This is a genomic window from Dokdonella sp. (assembly GCF_051958935.1).
Lineage (GTDB): Bacteria > Pseudomonadota > Gammaproteobacteria > Xanthomonadales > Rhodanobacteraceae > Dokdonella_A.
Genome location: NZ_JBQCFP010000083.1, coordinates 41,368 through 57,221 on the forward strand (window position 1 = coordinate 41,368; position 15,854 = coordinate 57,221).

Sequence of the window (15,854 nt, forward strand, 5' to 3'; positions counted from 1 at the left end):
TCTTGCATCGCGAGACGTGGCGCCGTTACAAGGAAGTCTTCCGGACCGAACCGGCCCGGCGGAGGGCAGGCGTTGAGCGAGCAGCACGGACTGATCGTCCATCGCGGCAGCCGCGTCGAGAGGCTGGCACAGACGCTTGCCGGGCATCTCGAGGCGGAGCTGCCGGCCAACCCCCTGCAGCCGCAACGCGTGGTCGTGGCCCATCCGGGCATGCAGCGCTGGCTGCTCGGTTTCCTCGCGCGTCGGCCGCCGCCACGCGGCGGTCATCCGATCGCGGCGAACATCGAAATGGTCCTCCCCTGGCAATGGCTGCTCGCGTGCGCACGCGACTTCGAGCGCGATGCCCCGATGGGCGAAGAGGTCTGGCGCCAGGACGCGCTGCGCTGGCTCATCCTCGATGCCATCGAGCAAGAGCCGCCGGACGCCGTCGCCGGCACCGATACCGACCCCCGGCGTCGCTTCCGGTTCGCCGACCATCTTGCCGGCGTGTACACCCAATACCTGATCTACCGCGCCGACTGGATCCGCGAGTGGGAACGCACGCCTCGTGCCGCATCCGACTGGCAGGCCGCGCTCTGGCGCGAAGTCCGCCGGCGTGCGCCCGGCCCGCATCGTGTCGATCGCATGGACCGCCTGCGGGCCGACCTCGCACGCGCGGAGCGCGTGTGGCCGCCGCTGCATGTTTTCGGCGTGAGCCATCTCGCGCGCGACATGCTTGCCGCGCTGCGCACGCTCGCGGAGCGCAGCGCCGTGCACCTGTACTTCCCGGACCCGTGCCGCGAGCACTGGAGCTACCTGCGCAATCGGCGCGAACTGCTTCGCCTCGACGCCGATCCGCAGGCCCTCTATTTCGAGGTGGGTCATCCGCTGCTCGTCGCGCTCGGCCGCGTCGCGCAGGACTTCTGCCTCGTGCTCGACGACCTCGACGCGACCGAGGAGCGCGATGCGCTCGACGAGGAAGAGGTCGTGCGTCGCGACGCCGCGCTGCTCGACCGCCTGCAGGCGAGCATCCGCTGCATGCAGCCGGACGAGGTCGGCACCGCGTTCCGCGAATCGCTCCCTGCCGTCGCAGAGGACGAGGACGCAACGACTCGCGACGCACTGCTCGAAGCGGGGCTGCGACCATTGCGCGCGGACGCGAGCCTGCGCGTGCATGCGTGCCACACGCGCCTGCGCGAACTCGAAGTGCTGAAGGACGCATTGCTGCGTGCACTCGCCGACGACTCGCGGCTGCGCCACCGGGATATCGTCGTGATGGCACCCGACATGTCCGACTACGCACCATACCTGCCTGCCGTGTTCGGTGAACCGGCGCGGCACGTGCACGATCCGCTGCACGTGCCCTGGCACATCGTCGACATCGGCCTCGCCGGCTCGCATCCGTTGATCGGCGCATTCACGCGCCTGCTCGACCTCGCGGAGAGCCGGTTCGCCGTCAGCGACGTGCTCGGGCTGCTCGACGTGCCGGCGATCGCGCGCCGCTACGGCTTCGACGAAGCGGGCAGGGAGACGCTCGAGCAATGGCTGCGCCGCGCGCGCGTCGCCTGGGGGCTCGATGCGGCAATGAAGGAGCAGGTGGGTGGTGCCGCGGTCGCGACGAACTCGTGGCAGTTCGGCTTCGACCGGCTGTATGCCGGCCTGATCGCCGGCAACGAGGCCGATGATGTGCTCGTCGACGGCGTGCTGCCGCTCGATGGCGTTTCCGGCGGCGCGACGAGCGCGATCGGCGAACTCGATCGCCTGCTGGCGGAACTGCGGCGGCTGCGTACGGGGTTCGCCGAGGCGCGGCCGCTCGCCGACTGGGCAGCATGGCTCGCCGAGCGCGTCGACGCCTTGTTCCTGCTCGATCCGCGCGACGACGCCGAACGCGCCGCCGGCGACGCTCTACGCAGACGTATCGCCGACCTGTCGCGACAGGCACGCGATGCGGGACTCGCCACGCCGCAGCCGTGGGCGGTCGTGCGCGAAGCCGTGCTCGGCATGCTCGCCGAACTGCCGGAGCGGCAGCCGTTCCTGCTCGGCGGCGTGACGTTCTGCGGGCTCGTACCGCAGCGTTCCATCCCGTTCAAAGTCGTCTGCCTGCTCGGCATGAACGAGGGCGAATTCCCGCGCAGTGGCAGCGATGCGGGGCTCAACCGCATGGCAGCCGGGCCTCGCCGTGGTGATCGCGAAACGCGCAACGAGGATCGCCATCTTTTCCTCGAGGCGCTCATGGCCGCGCGCGAGCGCCTGCACGTGAGCTACATCGGCATCGGCGTGCACGACGGCAAGCGGCGCAATCCGGCTTCGCCGCTGGCGGAACTGCTGCAGTTCCTCGACGAGCAGCACGCGATCCCGGTTTCGTCGGAGGTCGCCCGCCCGTGGCACGTCGCGCATCCGCTGCAGCCGTTCGACGGCCGCTACTACGAACGCGATGCGCGTGGCGCGCCTGCGCACGACGAGCGCCTCTACTCGTACGACGCGACATGGCTCGTGCCCGCACGCGACGACGCGGCGCTCGCGCGCTCGCCGTTCATCGAGCCCGCGCCGCCGGCGGCGGCCGCCATCGGTGACGTCGAGGTTTCGCTGCAGGCGTTGCGGCGCTTCTGGCGCGATCCTGCGCGCGGTGCGCTGGACGCGGCTGGAATCGGCCTCGACGCGCTCGACCAGGAAGCATGGCCCGATCGCGAACCGCTGGAGTCGCGTGCCGCCCCGCTCGAGCGATTCGATCGGCGTCTGCTGTTCGACGCGCTCGCCGCCAGCGACACCACCTTGCCCGACACGCCACCGCGCTGGCTCGCCGGCTCGGGCCAGTTGCCGGCAGGTGCGATCGGCGCCGAGGCGTATGCAGCGGTGCGCGCCGCGGTGAACCCGCTGCTCGCCGCCGCGCGCGAGTGGCTCGGGGGCGCCGTGCGCGCCGATGCACTCGCGATCGACCTCGACCTCGGCGATGGCATCACCGTCGCCGGTCGCATCGCTCGCTTGTTCCGGCGACCCGACGGTACCCTCGCGTTGTTCGACGCGAAGCCGTCCGGCGAATCCGGCATGCGCGAGTGGCTCGCGTTCCACATCGACTGGGCCGCGCTCCGGCTCGCCTGCGGCGACCAAGCCACGGCCACGTTCCTCGACTACGACAAGGACGATCGTTGCGCGACGGCGCCGACCTGGCTTGCCGCGGCGCTCGCGCAGGAACCGGCAAGCCTGCGCGCGGGATTGCGTCGGCTCATCGAGCTGTGGCGCGGCAGCGAACGACGGCCGTTGCTGTTCTTCCCGCGCACGGCCTGGGCCTACGCGACCAACGCGCCTGAGCGGCGCCTCGAGGCCGCGCGCGAGCGCTGGCTCGGCGACGAGAACGTACGCCAGGGCGAACGCGATTACGCGCCGGGCCATGCGCGCCTGCTGGCGCGCGACCTCGACCTGCTCGAAGAGGAAGCCCCCGAGCATGCCGTCTTCGTGGCGACCGTCGCCGCGGTTGCGGACGTGCTCGATCCGGCGCGCGCGGTCCTGTTCGCGCCGCCGCGACGCGGACGCGCCGCATGATGCAGACGACCGCGCACGCGCCGCTGCAACCACTCGACTGGCGCACGATGGCCCTCGAAGGCCGCGCGCTGATCGAGGCAAGCGCCGGCACCGGCAAGACCTGGAGCATCGGCCTCGTCTACCTGCGCCTGCTGCTCGAACGTGACATCGGCGTCGACCGCATCCTGGTGGCGACCTTCACGGTGGCCGCGGCGCAGGAATTGCGCGAGCGGCTGCGCCAACGCATCGTCGAGGCGGAACAATGGCTGCAGCGCAATCTCGACGGCGCGCACGACGCGACGATGGCGGAGTCGCCACTCGACGCCTACCTGCGCGAACGCTGCAGCGACCCGGGCTGGACGGAGCGTGCGCTGCGTCGTATGCGCGTGGCGCGGGCCGACATCGACCGGGCGCCGATCTCGACGATCCATGCGCTGTGCCAGCGCATCCAGCGCGATTTCCCGCTCGAGAGCGGCGCCGCATTCGGCGAAGAGCGCCTCGTCGTCGACGAGGACCTGCGGCGCGAGTGCGTCGAGGACTTCTGGCGCCGCCGTTACCTCGACGATGCTGCGGACGCAAGCGGGGGCGGTGCGCTGTTGCGCGACGGCCCGGAAGGCCTGTTACGCGACCTCGGCACGATCGCGGCATCGGGCGATGAATGGATCCGACCGGACGGGCTCGGGGCATTGGGGCAAGCGGTTGAGCGGCTCGCCAACCCGGACGCGGTGCGCGAGTTGCGGCGACTCGCGGCGGACGGCCGGTTGTACGCACCTCGACGCACTGCGCTCGCGAAGCGGTTCGCCGCGGTGGCGGGCATGCTCGAAGCCAGGCCGGTACCGCTCGACGAACTCGCCAAGTGCGTCGATGGCAAGTTCGACGACGATGCGATCGAGGAGCAGCAGCCAGCCACCTCGCCGCTGCGTCTGCGCGCGCATCCGCTCGTTCGCGAACTGCAGGCCTTGCGCTCGCTGCGCGGCGCGCGCGCGACGCTCGCCCGCGGCGTCGTGCTTGCGGCGGCGGCGGAGGCCTGCCGCAGCGGCGTGCCGGAACGTGCGCAGCGCCGCGGCGTGGCGACGTTCGCGATGCTGATCGACCGCATCCATGCGCGTCTCGGTGACCCCGCACACGGCCCGGCATTCGCCGATCGCCTGTTCGGCGCATTCCCGGCGGCGCTCATCGACGAATTTCAGGACACCGACGCGCGCCAGTACGCGATCTTCGATCGCATCTACCGCGACGCCAGCGGCAGCGTGCGCGGAAGCCTCGTCATGATCGGCGACCCCAAGCAGGCGATCTACGGGTTCCGTGGCGGCGACATCGGCACCTATCTCGCGGCAAGCCGGCAGGCAGGCGCACGCTATTCGCTGGCGACCAACCAGCGTTCCGCGCGCCGGCTCGTCGACGCGCTCAACGCGCTGTATGGCGACCGTGGCGGTTTCGGCACGGCGGGCATCGACTACCAGCCGGTGAGCGCCGCCGGCCGCGCCGACCGCACGCCGTATTGCATCGATGGCCAACCGCTGGCACGGCCGCTCACCCTGCATCTGTTCGCCACGGCCGATGCGAAAGGCGGGTTGCCGAAGGTCACGCGCCTGCACGAGCACGCACTCGACGACTGTGCGAACGACATCGTCGCCCGACTCGGCGATCGTTCGCACACGATCGGCGGTCGTCCGCTCGTGCCCGGCGACATTGCCGTACTCGTGCCCACCAACCAGGACGTGCTCGCGATGCGCCGGCGCCTGCGCGAGCGTGGCGTGCCGTGCGCAGGCGGCGGCCGCGGCAGCGTGTTCGACAGCGAGGCCGCGTCCGACCTCGAGTTGCTGCTGCATGCCGTGATCGACGCGGAGGACGAGCGCGCGGTGCGCGCGGCGCTCGCGACGCGCCTGCTCGGCGCGGATCTCGCCACGCTGGAGCGATGGAACGAGCAGCCAGCGGAATTCGAGCGCGAGATCGAACGCTTCGCGGAGTGGCGAGAACTTGCGCGCCGCCGCGGCGTGCTCGCCCTGCTGCGTGCCGTGCTCGAACGGCGCGCGGGCGCGCTGCTCGCCGCCGTCGACGGCGAGCGCATGCTGACCGATCTTCGCCATCTCGGTGAATTGCTCGCCGCCGAGGAAACGCGCGAGCATGGCCTCGAGGGGTTGCTCGCCTGGTTCGCGACGATCCGCCGCGACAAGGGCGACGACGACACGGCGGCGACCGACGCTCGCCAACTGCGCATCGAAAGCGACGCCGCGCGCGTGCAGATCGCCACCATCCACGCGAGCAAGGGCCTCGAGTATCCGGTCGTGTACCTCCCGCTCGCATGGCGCGTCCAGGACCTTTCCGGCCCGCGCGCGCCGCGCGTGCTGCGCTTCCGCGACGACGCGGGGAGGCTGTGCATCGACGTCGGTTCGGCCGAATTCATCGCCCATCGCGCGCGCCATCATCGCGACGCTCTCGACGAGCGCCTGCGCCTGCTCTATGTCGCGTTGACGCGCGCGGTGCACGCGCTGCACGTGTACTGGGTCGATCGCGGCTGTCTTCCCCACGGCGGCCACGTCGACGACGCGCAGGCGTGGAGGGTGCCGGCGATCGACCTGCTCCTCGACGCGGCGTTGCGCCGGGAGGATATCGCCCGCAGCGACCAGGGCGTGCGCCAGTTCGCGCAGCGGACCGCGGTCATCGAGGTCGTCGGTGCGTGCGCGCGGGCCGCATCCCTGTCCGGTGCCGACCGGGCGCAGCCGCCCCCGCGCGCCGTGCAGGCGCCGCCGCCGCCGCTGCGGCGCTTCGAGTGGCTGCACAGCTTCAGCTCGATGGTGCGCGGCGTCGCCGCGCGCGTGCTCGACGAAGCCGGCGCCTCTGACGAGCCGGTGGCGGAGAGCGAGGCGGAGCCGTCGCCGGTCGAGGATCCGCGCCTGTCCGCGCTGCAGGCCTGGCGCGGCCCACGCTTCGGCGATGCCGTGCACACGTTGTTCGAACGCGCCGAGCCGCACGCGCTGTGGCCGACGCAGCGCGCCCTGGTCGAGCACGAACTGCTCGCGCAGGGACTGCGTGCCGTCGCAGGCGATTCCGACGCGGTCGAGCGCATCGCCCGAATGGTCGATCGCTGCCGTGCCGCCGATCTCGGCGATGGCCTCGCGCTGGCCGCGTTGCAGGACGGCCGGCGGGTCGCGGAGTTCGAATTCCAGTTCCCCGCGAACGAAGTGCCGATCGCCCGCCTGCGCCACCTGTGCGAACAGCATGGCGTCGGCGATGCCATGCCGCCACTGCTCGAACGACCGGTGCTGAACGGCATGCTCGGCGGCTACATCGACCTCGTGTTCGCCTGGGACGGCCGTTACCACGTGCTCGACTACAAGACCAACTGGCTCGGCGCATCGCTCGCCGACTACGCCGGTGGCGCGCTCGACGAGGCGATGCGCGCGCATCACTATCCGCTGCAGGCGCTGCTGTACACGGTCGCGCTGCACCGCTATCTGCGCCAGCGGCTGCGCGACTACGATGCCGCGCGCGACCTCGGCGACAGCTGGTACCTGTTCGTGCGCGCGCTCGGGTTCGAGTCCGGCGGCGGCGTCTGGCGGCGGCGTTGGCCGGCGCAACTCGTCGAAGCGCTCGATGACGCGTTCGCCGGAACGGGCGAGGTGGCCGCATGAATGCTGCGGCCGAACGCGCGCTCGATCTCGGTCTGGCGCAGTGGCTGCGCGACCGCACCGGTTGCGAGGTGCTCGCACGCGCAGCGCAGGCGGCGAGCGCCGCCGAAGGCGACGGGCATGCGTGCGCGCGGCTCGTCGAACTCGACGACGCAGAGATCGCTACGCTGCGCGCCCACGCCTGGGTCGGCGACGGCAGCGCGTTCAAACCCTTCGTGCTCGATCGCGAGCGTCGCTTCTGGCTGTGGCGCAACTGGCGCCATGAGCGGCGCCTCGCCGACGTGTTGCTCGAGCGTTGCGCCGCGCGGACTCGCCCGCTCGACGACGCGGCGCTCGCACGCGACGTGGGGACGCTGTTCGCCGGCAGCGACGCGGCGTCCACGGCGGACCAGCGCGCCGCGGTGGCCGCCGTGCCCGGTACGCGGCTGTTCGTGCTCACGGGGGGGCCCGGCACGGGCAAGACGACGGTCGTCGTGCGCATGCTGCTGATGTTGCTGCGGCATGCGGCCGCCTGCGGCCTGCCCGGGCAGCCATCCATCGCACTGGCCGCGCCGACCGGCAAGGCCGCGCAGCGTCTCGCACAGGCGATCGCGCGCGGCAAGGACGGTCTCGCGCCGGCTCTCGCGGGAACCGCCTTCGACGGACTGCTCGAGGCGATCCCGCATGAGCAGGCGCAGACGCTGCATCGCCTGCTCGGCTACCAGCCGACACGCAACCGCTTCGTCCACGACGCGGAGCACCGCCTGCCCGCGCACATCGTCGTCGTCGACGAGGCGTCGATGGTCGACCTCGCGACGATGCGCCAGCTCGCCGAGGCGTTGCCGGCATCGTCGCTGCTGATCCTGCTCGGTGACCCTGACCAGCTCGCCTCGGTCGATGCCGGATCGGTGCTCGCGGACATCGTCGCCGGCGCCGCCGCCGCCGCTTCGCCGCTGTACGGCCACGTCGCTGCGTTGCGCCACGTGTGGCGCGCAGGCGGTGACCTGCAGCGGGCGATCCAGGCCTTGCGCGACGGTGAGGCCGGCTGGACCGAGCGTTCGCGGGACGCGGCCGTGGGCGCGTCGTTGCGCGCCTGTGCGGATGCCACCGCCATGCACGCGTGCATCGACGGATGGCTCGATCGGCATGCGCCGGCGCACGCGCGGCTCTTCTCGACGCCGATCGAGCCCGCTGCGGCATTCGCCGTATTGCGTGAGAGCCAGGTCCTGTGCGCGCTGCGCGAAGGGCGCTTCGGCGCTGCCGGCGTCAATGCGCGCATCGCCGAGCGGCTCGGCGTGCGCCACGGCTTCGACGCGACGCAGGCCTGGTACCACGGCCGCCCGGTGATCGTCACGCGCAACGACTACGCGCATGGCCTGTTCAACGGCGACGTCGGCATCGCGCTCGCGGGCGAAGACGGCGTGCGCGTCTGGTTCGAAGCCGCGGGACGCGACGGCGGCGCCTTGCGCAGTTTCTCGCCGCGCGTGCTGCCCGCGTGCGAGACCGCGTGGGCGATCACGATCCATCGCAGCCAGGGATCGGAGTACGACGAGGTCGCGGTGGTGTTGCCGCCCGATCCCGAGCACCGCTTGCTCAGCCGCGAGCTCGTGTACACCGCGATCTCGCGCGCGCGACGGCGCGCCGAGCTCTGGACCACCGCTGCGGCGTTGCAGGCGGCGGTCGCGCGTCGCGTCGAGCGTCATGGCGGCCTGCGCAAACGGCTCGGCGAAGCCCCGCAACCGGCGCCGGCTGCGGCGCAGCCACGCCAGGGCAGCCTGTTCTGAAGCGCGGCGGGCATCTGGAGAGTCCGGCGCCGCGCTGCTAACCTCCCGCTTCACCCGCCGATCCCACGGTGGCGCCGCGCGCCACCGCAGCCGCATGAATCCATCCGCACGTTCCCACGACACGATCCGCGCCGTGCTTTGGCAGGGCGATCACCTGCGCCTCCTGGACCAGCGTCTGTTGCCGCGCGAGGAGGCCTACGTCGATTGCCGCACGTCCGACGAGGTCGCGCAGGCGATCCGCGACCTGGTCGTGCGCGGTGCGCCGGCGATCGGCATTGCCGCGGCGTGGGGCGTCGTACTCGCGGCGCGCCAGGATCGATCCGGGCTCGACGCCGCGCTCGCGCGCCTGCGCGCGGCGCGGCCGACCGCGGTGAACCTCATGTGGGCGCTCGACCGCATGCAGCGCGTGATCGCGCGTGGCGCGGACGCCGACGCGCTGGCCGCGGAGGCGCAGGCGATCCACGACGAGGATCTCGCCGCGAATCGCCACATGGGCGAACTCGGCGCGGCGCTGATCGCGCCGGGCAGCGGCGTGCTCACGCATTGCAACACCGGGTCGCTCGCGACGGCGGGTTACGGTACCGCACTCGGCGTGATCCGCGCCGGCGTCTCGGCCGAGCGCATCGCGCGAGTGTTCGCCGGCGAAACGCGGCCATGGCTGCAGGGCGCGCGGCTGACCGTGTGGGAACTGCTGCGCGACGCGATCCCGGCGACCCTCGTCGCCGATGCGGCGGCTGCGCACCTCATGAGCACGGGGCAGGTGCAGTGGGTCGTCGTCGGCGCCGATCGCATCGCAGCCAACGGTGACACCGCGAACAAGATCGGCACGTACCAGCTGGCGATTTCCGCGCGCCATCACGGGGTGAAGTTCATGGTCGTCGCGCCCTCGTCGACCGTGGACATGGCGACCGCGAGCGGCAGGGACATCGAGATCGAACTGCGTTCGCCCGACGAGCTGTTCGGCTACGCGGGCCAGCGCACCGTCGTCGAGGGCGCGATGGCGTGGAATCCGGTATTCGACGTCACGCCCGCCGGGCTCATCGACGCGATCGTGACCGAGCGCGGCGTGGTCGAGCACCCCGACACCGCACGCATGGCCGCCGTATTCGGCGCCGCCTGAGCCGTTCGATCGAGGCGAACCGGATGGCATGGCGCCGGCAGATCTTCCTGTTCGCGATCAGCGGCGTGCTCGGATTCGTCGTCGACGCGGGCATCGTGCAATTCCTCGTGCGCGAACTCGGCGCGAATCCATACGGTGCGCGCGTGGTGTCCTTCCTCGCCGCCGCCACCACCACGTGGGGCTTCAACCGCACGTACACGTTCGCCGGCCACGGCGGCGGCAGCCGGCGACGCCAGCTCGTGCGTTATCTCGTCGCGATGGCGTGCGGTTTCGCGCTCAATTACGGCGCTTACGTCGCGTGCGTGCTGCTGTGGCCGCTGGTCCGCCAATGGCCGGCGATCGGCGTCGCGGCGGGTTCGGTCGCCGGGGCGGCGGTCAACTTCCTGAGTTCCAAATACTGGATATTCCGGCCACCCCGGCCGGCCCCCGCCGGCGCCGCCACGGACGACGCTAAGTCCCGTTGAAATCAGGGAAAAAACGCCCGTTGGCCGGGCGCCGTGTGGTATCATTTCCCGTTGCTTTTGCGCCCGTGGACCGGCTTCGCCCGAACCCCTTCCACGATGGCGCCGAACGCCGTTTCCGGCTTCCCGGACGGCGGCGTTGCGGCGTGGTGCGCACCTCCCGAAATTGGACTTTTTGAGGTTCCCGGATGGCTGAGCTGGCCAAAGAAATCATTCGCGTCAACATCGAGGACGAGGTCAGGAAGAGCTATCTCGACTACGCGATGAGCGTGATCGTCGGCCGCGCACTGCCCGACGTACGCGACGGCCTCAAGCCCGTGCACCGCCGCACGCTGTACGCGATGCACGAATCGAACACCTCGTGGAACCGCCCGTACGTGAAGTGCGCGCGCGTGGTCGGCGACGTCATGGGCAAGTACCACCCGCACGGCGACTCATCGATCTACGACGCGCTCGTGCGCATGGCGCAGGATTTCTCGATGCGCTACACGCTCATCGACGGCCAGGGCAACTTCGGTTCGGTCGACGGCGACGAAGCGGCGGCGATGCGCTACACCGAGTGCCGCCTCGAGCGGCTCAGTTCGGAGCTGCTCGCCGACATCGACAAGGAGACGATCGACTACCAGCCGAACTACGACGAGAAGGAACTCGAGCCGACGGTATTGCCCACGCGCATACCGAACCTGCTCATCAACGGCTCGGCCGGCATCGCGGTCGGCATGGCGACCAACGTGCCGCCGCACAACCTGTCCGAAGTCCTGTCGGCCTGCATCGCGCTCATCGACGATCCGGAACTCGGCTTCGACGATCTGATGCGCCTCGTGCCCGGCCCGGACTTCCCGACCGCAGGCATCATCAACGGCTCGGCCGGCATCGTCGAGGCGTACAAGACCGGTCGTGGCCGCATCCTCGTGCGCGCCAAGTGCGACATCGAGAGCGACGACAACGGCCGCGAGACGATCGTCGTCACCGAGATCCCGTTCCAGGTCAACAAGGCGCGCCTGATCGAGAAGATTGCGGAACTGGTCAAGGAAAAACGCATCGAGGGCATCTCGGAGCTGCGCGACGAGTCGGACAAGGACGGCCTGCGCGTCGTCATCGAAGTGCGCCGCGACACCTCGGCCGACGTGCTGCTCAACAACCTGTTCCAGCAGACCCAGCTGCAGGTCACGTTCGGCATCAACATGGTCGCGCTCGTCGACGGCCAACCGCGCACGCTCGGCTTGCGCGAGATCCTCGACGCGTTCATCCGCCATCGCCGCGAAGTCGTCACGCGGCGCACGATCTTCGACCTGCGCAAGGCGCGCGCGCGCGCACACATCGTCGAAGGCCTCACCGTCGCGCTCGCCAACATCGACGAGATGGTCGAACTCATCAAGACCTCGCCGTCGCCGGACGAGGCGAAGCAGCGCATGCTCGCGCGCCACTGGGAGCCGGGCATGGTGCGCGCACTGCTCGCCGCCGCCGGCGCCGACGCGTCGCGCCCGGAGGACCTCGATCCGGCCGCGGGCCTCGGCGTCGACGGTTACCAGCTGTCGGAGATCCAGGCCAAGGAAATCCTCGAGATGCGCCTGTCGCGCCTGACCGGGCTCGAGCAGGAGAAGCTCAGCGACGAATACCGCGACCTGCTGCAGACGATCGGCAAGCTGATCGAGATCCTCGAGAATCCCGACGTCCTCTTGCGCATCATCCGCGACGAGTTCGTCGAGCTGAAGGAGCAGTACGGCGACGCGCGCCGCACGGTGATCCAGGCGAGCCAGGAAGACCTCGACATCCTCGACCTGATCGAGCCCGAGGACGTCGTCGTCACGCTCTCCCATGCGGGCTACGCCAAGCGCCAGCCGGTGAGCCTCTACCGCGCGCAGCGTCGCGGTGGCAAGGGCCGCTCGGCGACGAACATGAAGGAAGAGGATTTCATCGAGCGCCTGTGGATCGCCAACACGCACGACACGCTGCTCGTGTTCACGAGCGCGGGCCGCGTGTTCTGGCTCAAGGTGTACAAACTGCCCGACGCAGGCCCGAATGCGCGCGGCAAGCCGATCGTGAACCTGCTCCCGCTCGAAGCCGACGAGAAGGTGCAGGCGGTGCAGGCCGTGCACGACTACACCGAGGGGCGTTTCGTGTTCTTCGCCACGCGCAACGGCACGGTCAAGAAGACGCCGCTGCCGGAGTTCGAGTTCCAGCTCCAGCGCGGCAAGATCGCGATCAACCTCGACGAGGGCGATGCGCTCGTCGACGTGCAGATCACGGACGGCGCGCAGGACATCATGCTGTTCGCGTCCAACGGTCGCACCGTGCGCTTCGCCGAAGACGAAGTGCGTCCGATGGGCCGTACCGCCGGCGGCGTGCGCGGCATCCGCCTCGCGGATGGTGCGCAGGTGGTTTCCCTGCTGGTGGTCGAACATGCGGCCGAACGGGACGAAGCAGACGATGACGCGGGCGAGCCGGCCGAGGGCGAAGCGCTGATCGAAGCGGATTCGGCCGAAGCCTGTGTGCTCACGGCGACGGAGCGTGGCTACGGCAAGCGCACGCCGCTGTCGAAGTATCCGCGCAAGGGCCGCGGCATCCGTGGCGTGATCGGCATCCAGTGCTCCGAACGCAACGGCAACCTCGTCGGCGCGGCGCTGCTCGACGACACGCACGAGGTCATGCTGATCTCGAACCAGGGCACGCTCGTGCGCACGCGCGCGGCCGAGATCGCGCGCGTGGGCCGCAACACGCAGGGCGTCACCCTGATCCGCCTGCCGGCCGACGAATCGCTGGTCGGCGTGGTCAAGGTCGATTCGCTCGGCGAGGGCGACGAGGACGAGGCTGGCGCAGCCCCTGACGGTACGCCTGCCGAGTCCTGATCCGGCGACGCGCAGCCGCAAAGCCAACGGAACGAAGTCCCCGCGAAAGCGGGGATTTTTCGCCGTGGCAAAGTAAAACCGCTTTCGCGGCAATGGCGAGGTTGGGAAAACCAGCCCTCGGCGAAGAGGTAGGGCGGCTCGAGGCCGAAGGACGGAGCCGCCAAGTGCAAAGACGCGGGGTAGTGGAGGAGGATCCTTCGCTGCGCGGCTTGATCCGCCCTAAGCGTTGATCCCCCAACCTGTAGGGCGCGCGCAGCGCGTGCCGCTGCCGCCCGGCCTCAGCCCTCAGCCCTCAACCAACCCAGCATCGCGTCCGCGCTCGACACCTTGAACTCGCCCGGCGCCTCCACCGCGAGGTGCCGCACGACGCCATTCTCGGCGTACAACGCATAGCGGCGCCCGCGCATGCCCATGCCGTATTTCGTCGCGTCCATCTCGAGGCCGAGTGCGCGCGTGAAGTCGCCGTTGCCGTCGGCGAGCATGAGCATGCCGTCGGGGACGTGCTGCGCCTTCGCCCACGCATCCATCACGAACGCGTCGTTGACCGCGATGCATGCGACGTCGATGCCGCGTGCGCGGAATTCGCCATGGTGCTCGACGAAGCCGGGCAGGTGGCGCTCCGAGCAGGTCGGTGTGAATGCACCGGGCACGCAGAACAGCACGACCTTGCGGCCATCGAAGATCTCGGCGGTGGTGATCGTCTGGACGCCGTCCTTGAGGATGTTCAGGGTTGCCGCGGGAATGGGTTCGCCGACTTCGATCGTCATGGCTGGATGCTCTTGGGTCAGGGAATTCGCGGCGAATCGCCGCCTCGCGGTCATCATACGTCGGTGCCGCCTCTTGAAACGACCTTGCCGGCACCTATCTATCCGCCATCGCGGCGCATCGAGCCGCCCCAAGATCGCGGAGAGAGACTCATGATCGTCACCCACTACAACCCCTGGTTCGTGCGCGGCAACCTGCATGCGAAGCAGGCGCTCGATCGCTTCTTCAACGGCGAGCAGCCGGCTGCGGGGACCACCGCCGAAGCGCACTGGACACCGCGCGTCGACGTGCGCGAGGAAGCCGAACGCTTCGTCATTCTCGCCGACCTGCCCGGCGTCGATCCGGCCACGATCGAAGTGCAGATGGACAAGAACGTGCTGTCGCTGAAGGGCGAGCGCGCCGCCGAAACGCTGGCGGACGACGCCAAGGCGACGCGTGTCGAGCGGGCGCACGGCCGTTTCGACCGCCGTTTCGTGCTGCCCGAGAGCGCCGATGCCGACGGCATCCGCGCGAGCGGCAAGCATGGCGTGGTCGAGATCACGATCCCGAAGAAGGCGCAGTCGGCGCCGCGGCGCATCGCGATCAACGGCTGAACGCGAAGGGGCGCGGATGCGCCCCGGAGCGCGCGGCTTTGCTACGCTGGGCCGCGCGCACACCGCGGTCTTCGATATCCGGCCCGCGGACCCGTCCGCGGGCCGTTCGTTTTTGCGCGGTCCGTCGGTCGAGGCCGGCGCGCGTGGGGCATCCCGGGGCTCCGGATCGTCGACCGCGACCGTCCACGAGGTACGTACTGGCGGGGTAACGGATGGAATTCAAGGATTACTACGACACGCTCGGCGTGAAGGCCGACGCGACCGACGCCGAGATCAAGTCGGCGTATCGCAAGCTCGCGCGCAAATATCATCCCGACGTCAGCAAGGAAGGCGGCGCCGAGGAGAAGTTCAAAGCGGTGAACGAGGCCTACGAGGCGCTCAAGGACCCGCAGCGCCGGCGCGCCTACGACCAACTGCGCGCGGGCGGGTCTCGCGGTGGCGACGAATTCCGTGGACCGCCGCCGAACTGGCAGCATGGCCCCGCGTTCGACGAGGAAGGCGCCGACTTCAGCGATTTCTTCGAATCGCTGTTCGGTGGACGTGGCGGTGGCGGGCGCGCGGGTCCGCGGCGCGGGCGCGACGTGCACGCGCAGGTCGCGGTGGACCTGCGCACCGCGTACCACGGTGGTCGCGAGCGCATCAGCCTGCGCGATGGCAAGCGCGAACGAACCCTCGAGGTGAAGATTCCCGCGGGCATCCAGCCGGGCCAGCAGATCCGGCTCGCGGGGCAGGGTTCGCCGGGCATGCATGGCGGCACGCCGGGCGATCTCATCCTCGAGGTCGGCCTGCGCGAGGACGATGTCTATGCCCTCGATGGCAACAACGTGCTCAGCACGCTCGCGTTGTCGCCATGGGAAGCCGCGCTCGGCGCGACGGTGACGGTGCCGACGCTCGGCGGCGATGTCGAACTGCGCGTGCCGGCGGGGTCCGATAGCGGCCGCAAGATGCGCCTGCGCGGACGCGGCTGGCCGGGTAGGGTCGCCGGCGACCAGATCGTCACGCTCGTCGTGCACACGCCGAAGGCGGAAACCGACGAGCAGCGCGAATGCTTCGAACAACTCGCGCGTGCGTATCCTGAGTACGATCCACGCGCCTGAGTCTTCAGGCAGGGCGGATCGAGGCGCGCCAGCGCCGGATCCGCCCTGCGCGGCTCGATCCTGCCTACGCACGCGT

At 70.3% G+C, this 15,854-nt stretch carries 9 protein-coding genes; 8 read left to right on the forward strand and 1 reads right to left on the reverse strand.

Features of this window, described 5'->3' with window-relative positions; all coding sequences use genetic code 11:
• Positions 1–72: 72 nt before the first annotated feature.
• From recC to gyrA, 6 genes are all read left to right on the forward strand, one after another.
• Complete coding sequence (gene recC, locus ACTHK2_RS07730; protein ID WP_440245122.1) at positions 73–3,519, forward strand: exodeoxyribonuclease V subunit gamma; 3,447 nt, start codon at positions 73–75, stop codon at positions 3,517–3,519.
• Positions 3,516–7,133, forward strand: coding sequence for a UvrD-helicase domain-containing protein (locus ACTHK2_RS07735; RefSeq protein WP_440245123.1), 3,618 nt, complete (start codon positions 3,516–3,518; stop codon positions 7,131–7,133). The genes recC and ACTHK2_RS07735 overlap by 4 nt, the downstream gene beginning before the upstream one ends.
• Positions 7,130–8,893: an exodeoxyribonuclease V subunit alpha gene (recD, locus tag ACTHK2_RS07740; RefSeq protein WP_440245124.1), complete on the forward strand. Its 1,764-nt coding sequence runs from the start codon at positions 7,130–7,132 to the stop codon at positions 8,891–8,893. The genes ACTHK2_RS07735 and recD overlap by 4 nt, the downstream gene beginning before the upstream one ends.
• 94 nt (positions 8,894–8,987) lie before the next feature.
• Positions 8,988–10,013: an S-methyl-5-thioribose-1-phosphate isomerase gene (gene mtnA / locus ACTHK2_RS07745; RefSeq protein WP_440245125.1), complete on the forward strand. Its 1,026-nt coding sequence runs from the start codon at positions 8,988–8,990 to the stop codon at positions 10,011–10,013.
• Between the two features lie 23 nt (positions 10,014–10,036).
• Complete coding sequence (locus ACTHK2_RS07750) at positions 10,037–10,477, forward strand: GtrA family protein (protein ID WP_440245126.1); 441 nt, start codon at positions 10,037–10,039, stop codon at positions 10,475–10,477.
• Between the two features lie 185 nt (positions 10,478–10,662).
• Positions 10,663–13,323, forward strand: a complete 2,661-nt coding sequence (gyrA, locus tag ACTHK2_RS07755) for a DNA gyrase subunit A (RefSeq protein WP_440245127.1) — start codon at positions 10,663–10,665, stop codon at positions 13,321–13,323.
• A 278-nt stretch (positions 13,324–13,601) separates the two neighbouring features.
• Here the strand turns inward: gyrA and ACTHK2_RS07760 are convergent, their stop codons facing one another.
• Positions 13,602–14,090: a peroxiredoxin gene (locus tag ACTHK2_RS07760; protein WP_440245128.1), complete on the reverse strand. Its 489-nt coding sequence runs from the start codon at positions 14,088–14,090 to the stop codon at positions 13,602–13,604.
• Positions 14,091–14,240: 150 nt separating this feature from the next.
• Here ACTHK2_RS07760 and ACTHK2_RS07765 point away from each other — a divergent pair, with 150 nt between their 5' ends.
• Complete coding sequence (locus ACTHK2_RS07765) at positions 14,241–14,681, forward strand: Hsp20/alpha crystallin family protein (RefSeq protein WP_440245129.1); 441 nt, start codon at positions 14,241–14,243, stop codon at positions 14,679–14,681.
• 212 nt (positions 14,682–14,893) lie between these two features.
• Complete coding sequence (locus ACTHK2_RS07770; RefSeq protein ID WP_440245130.1) at positions 14,894–15,778, forward strand: DnaJ C-terminal domain-containing protein; 885 nt, start codon at positions 14,894–14,896, stop codon at positions 15,776–15,778.
• The last annotated feature ends 76 nt before the right edge of the window (positions 15,779–15,854 follow it).

What these genes read in the sequence shown, in the direction of transcription:
- ACTHK2_RS07735 (WP_440245123.1), top strand. Translation starts at nt 3,516, where the DNA reads ATGATGCAGACGACCGCGCACGCGCCGCTGCAACCACTCGACTGGCGC.
- recD (WP_440245124.1), top strand. Translation starts at nt 7,130, where the DNA reads ATGAATGCTGCGGCCGAACGCGCGCTCGATCTCGGTCTGGCGCAGTGG.
- mtnA (WP_440245125.1), top strand. Translation starts at nt 8,988, where the DNA reads ATGAATCCATCCGCACGTTCCCACGACACGATCCGCGCCGTGCTTTGG.
- ACTHK2_RS07750 (WP_440245126.1), top strand. Translation starts at nt 10,037, where the DNA reads ATGGCATGGCGCCGGCAGATCTTCCTGTTCGCGATCAGCGGCGTGCTC.
- gyrA (WP_440245127.1), top strand. Translation starts at nt 10,663, where the DNA reads ATGGCTGAGCTGGCCAAAGAAATCATTCGCGTCAACATCGAGGACGAG.
- ACTHK2_RS07760 (WP_440245128.1), bottom strand. Translation starts at nt 14,090, where the DNA reads ATGACGATCGAAGTCGGCGAACCCATTCCCGCGGCAACCCTGAACATC.
- ACTHK2_RS07765 (WP_440245129.1), top strand. Translation starts at nt 14,241, where the DNA reads ATGATCGTCACCCACTACAACCCCTGGTTCGTGCGCGGCAACCTGCAT.
- ACTHK2_RS07770 (WP_440245130.1), top strand. Translation starts at nt 14,894, where the DNA reads ATGGAATTCAAGGATTACTACGACACGCTCGGCGTGAAGGCCGACGCG.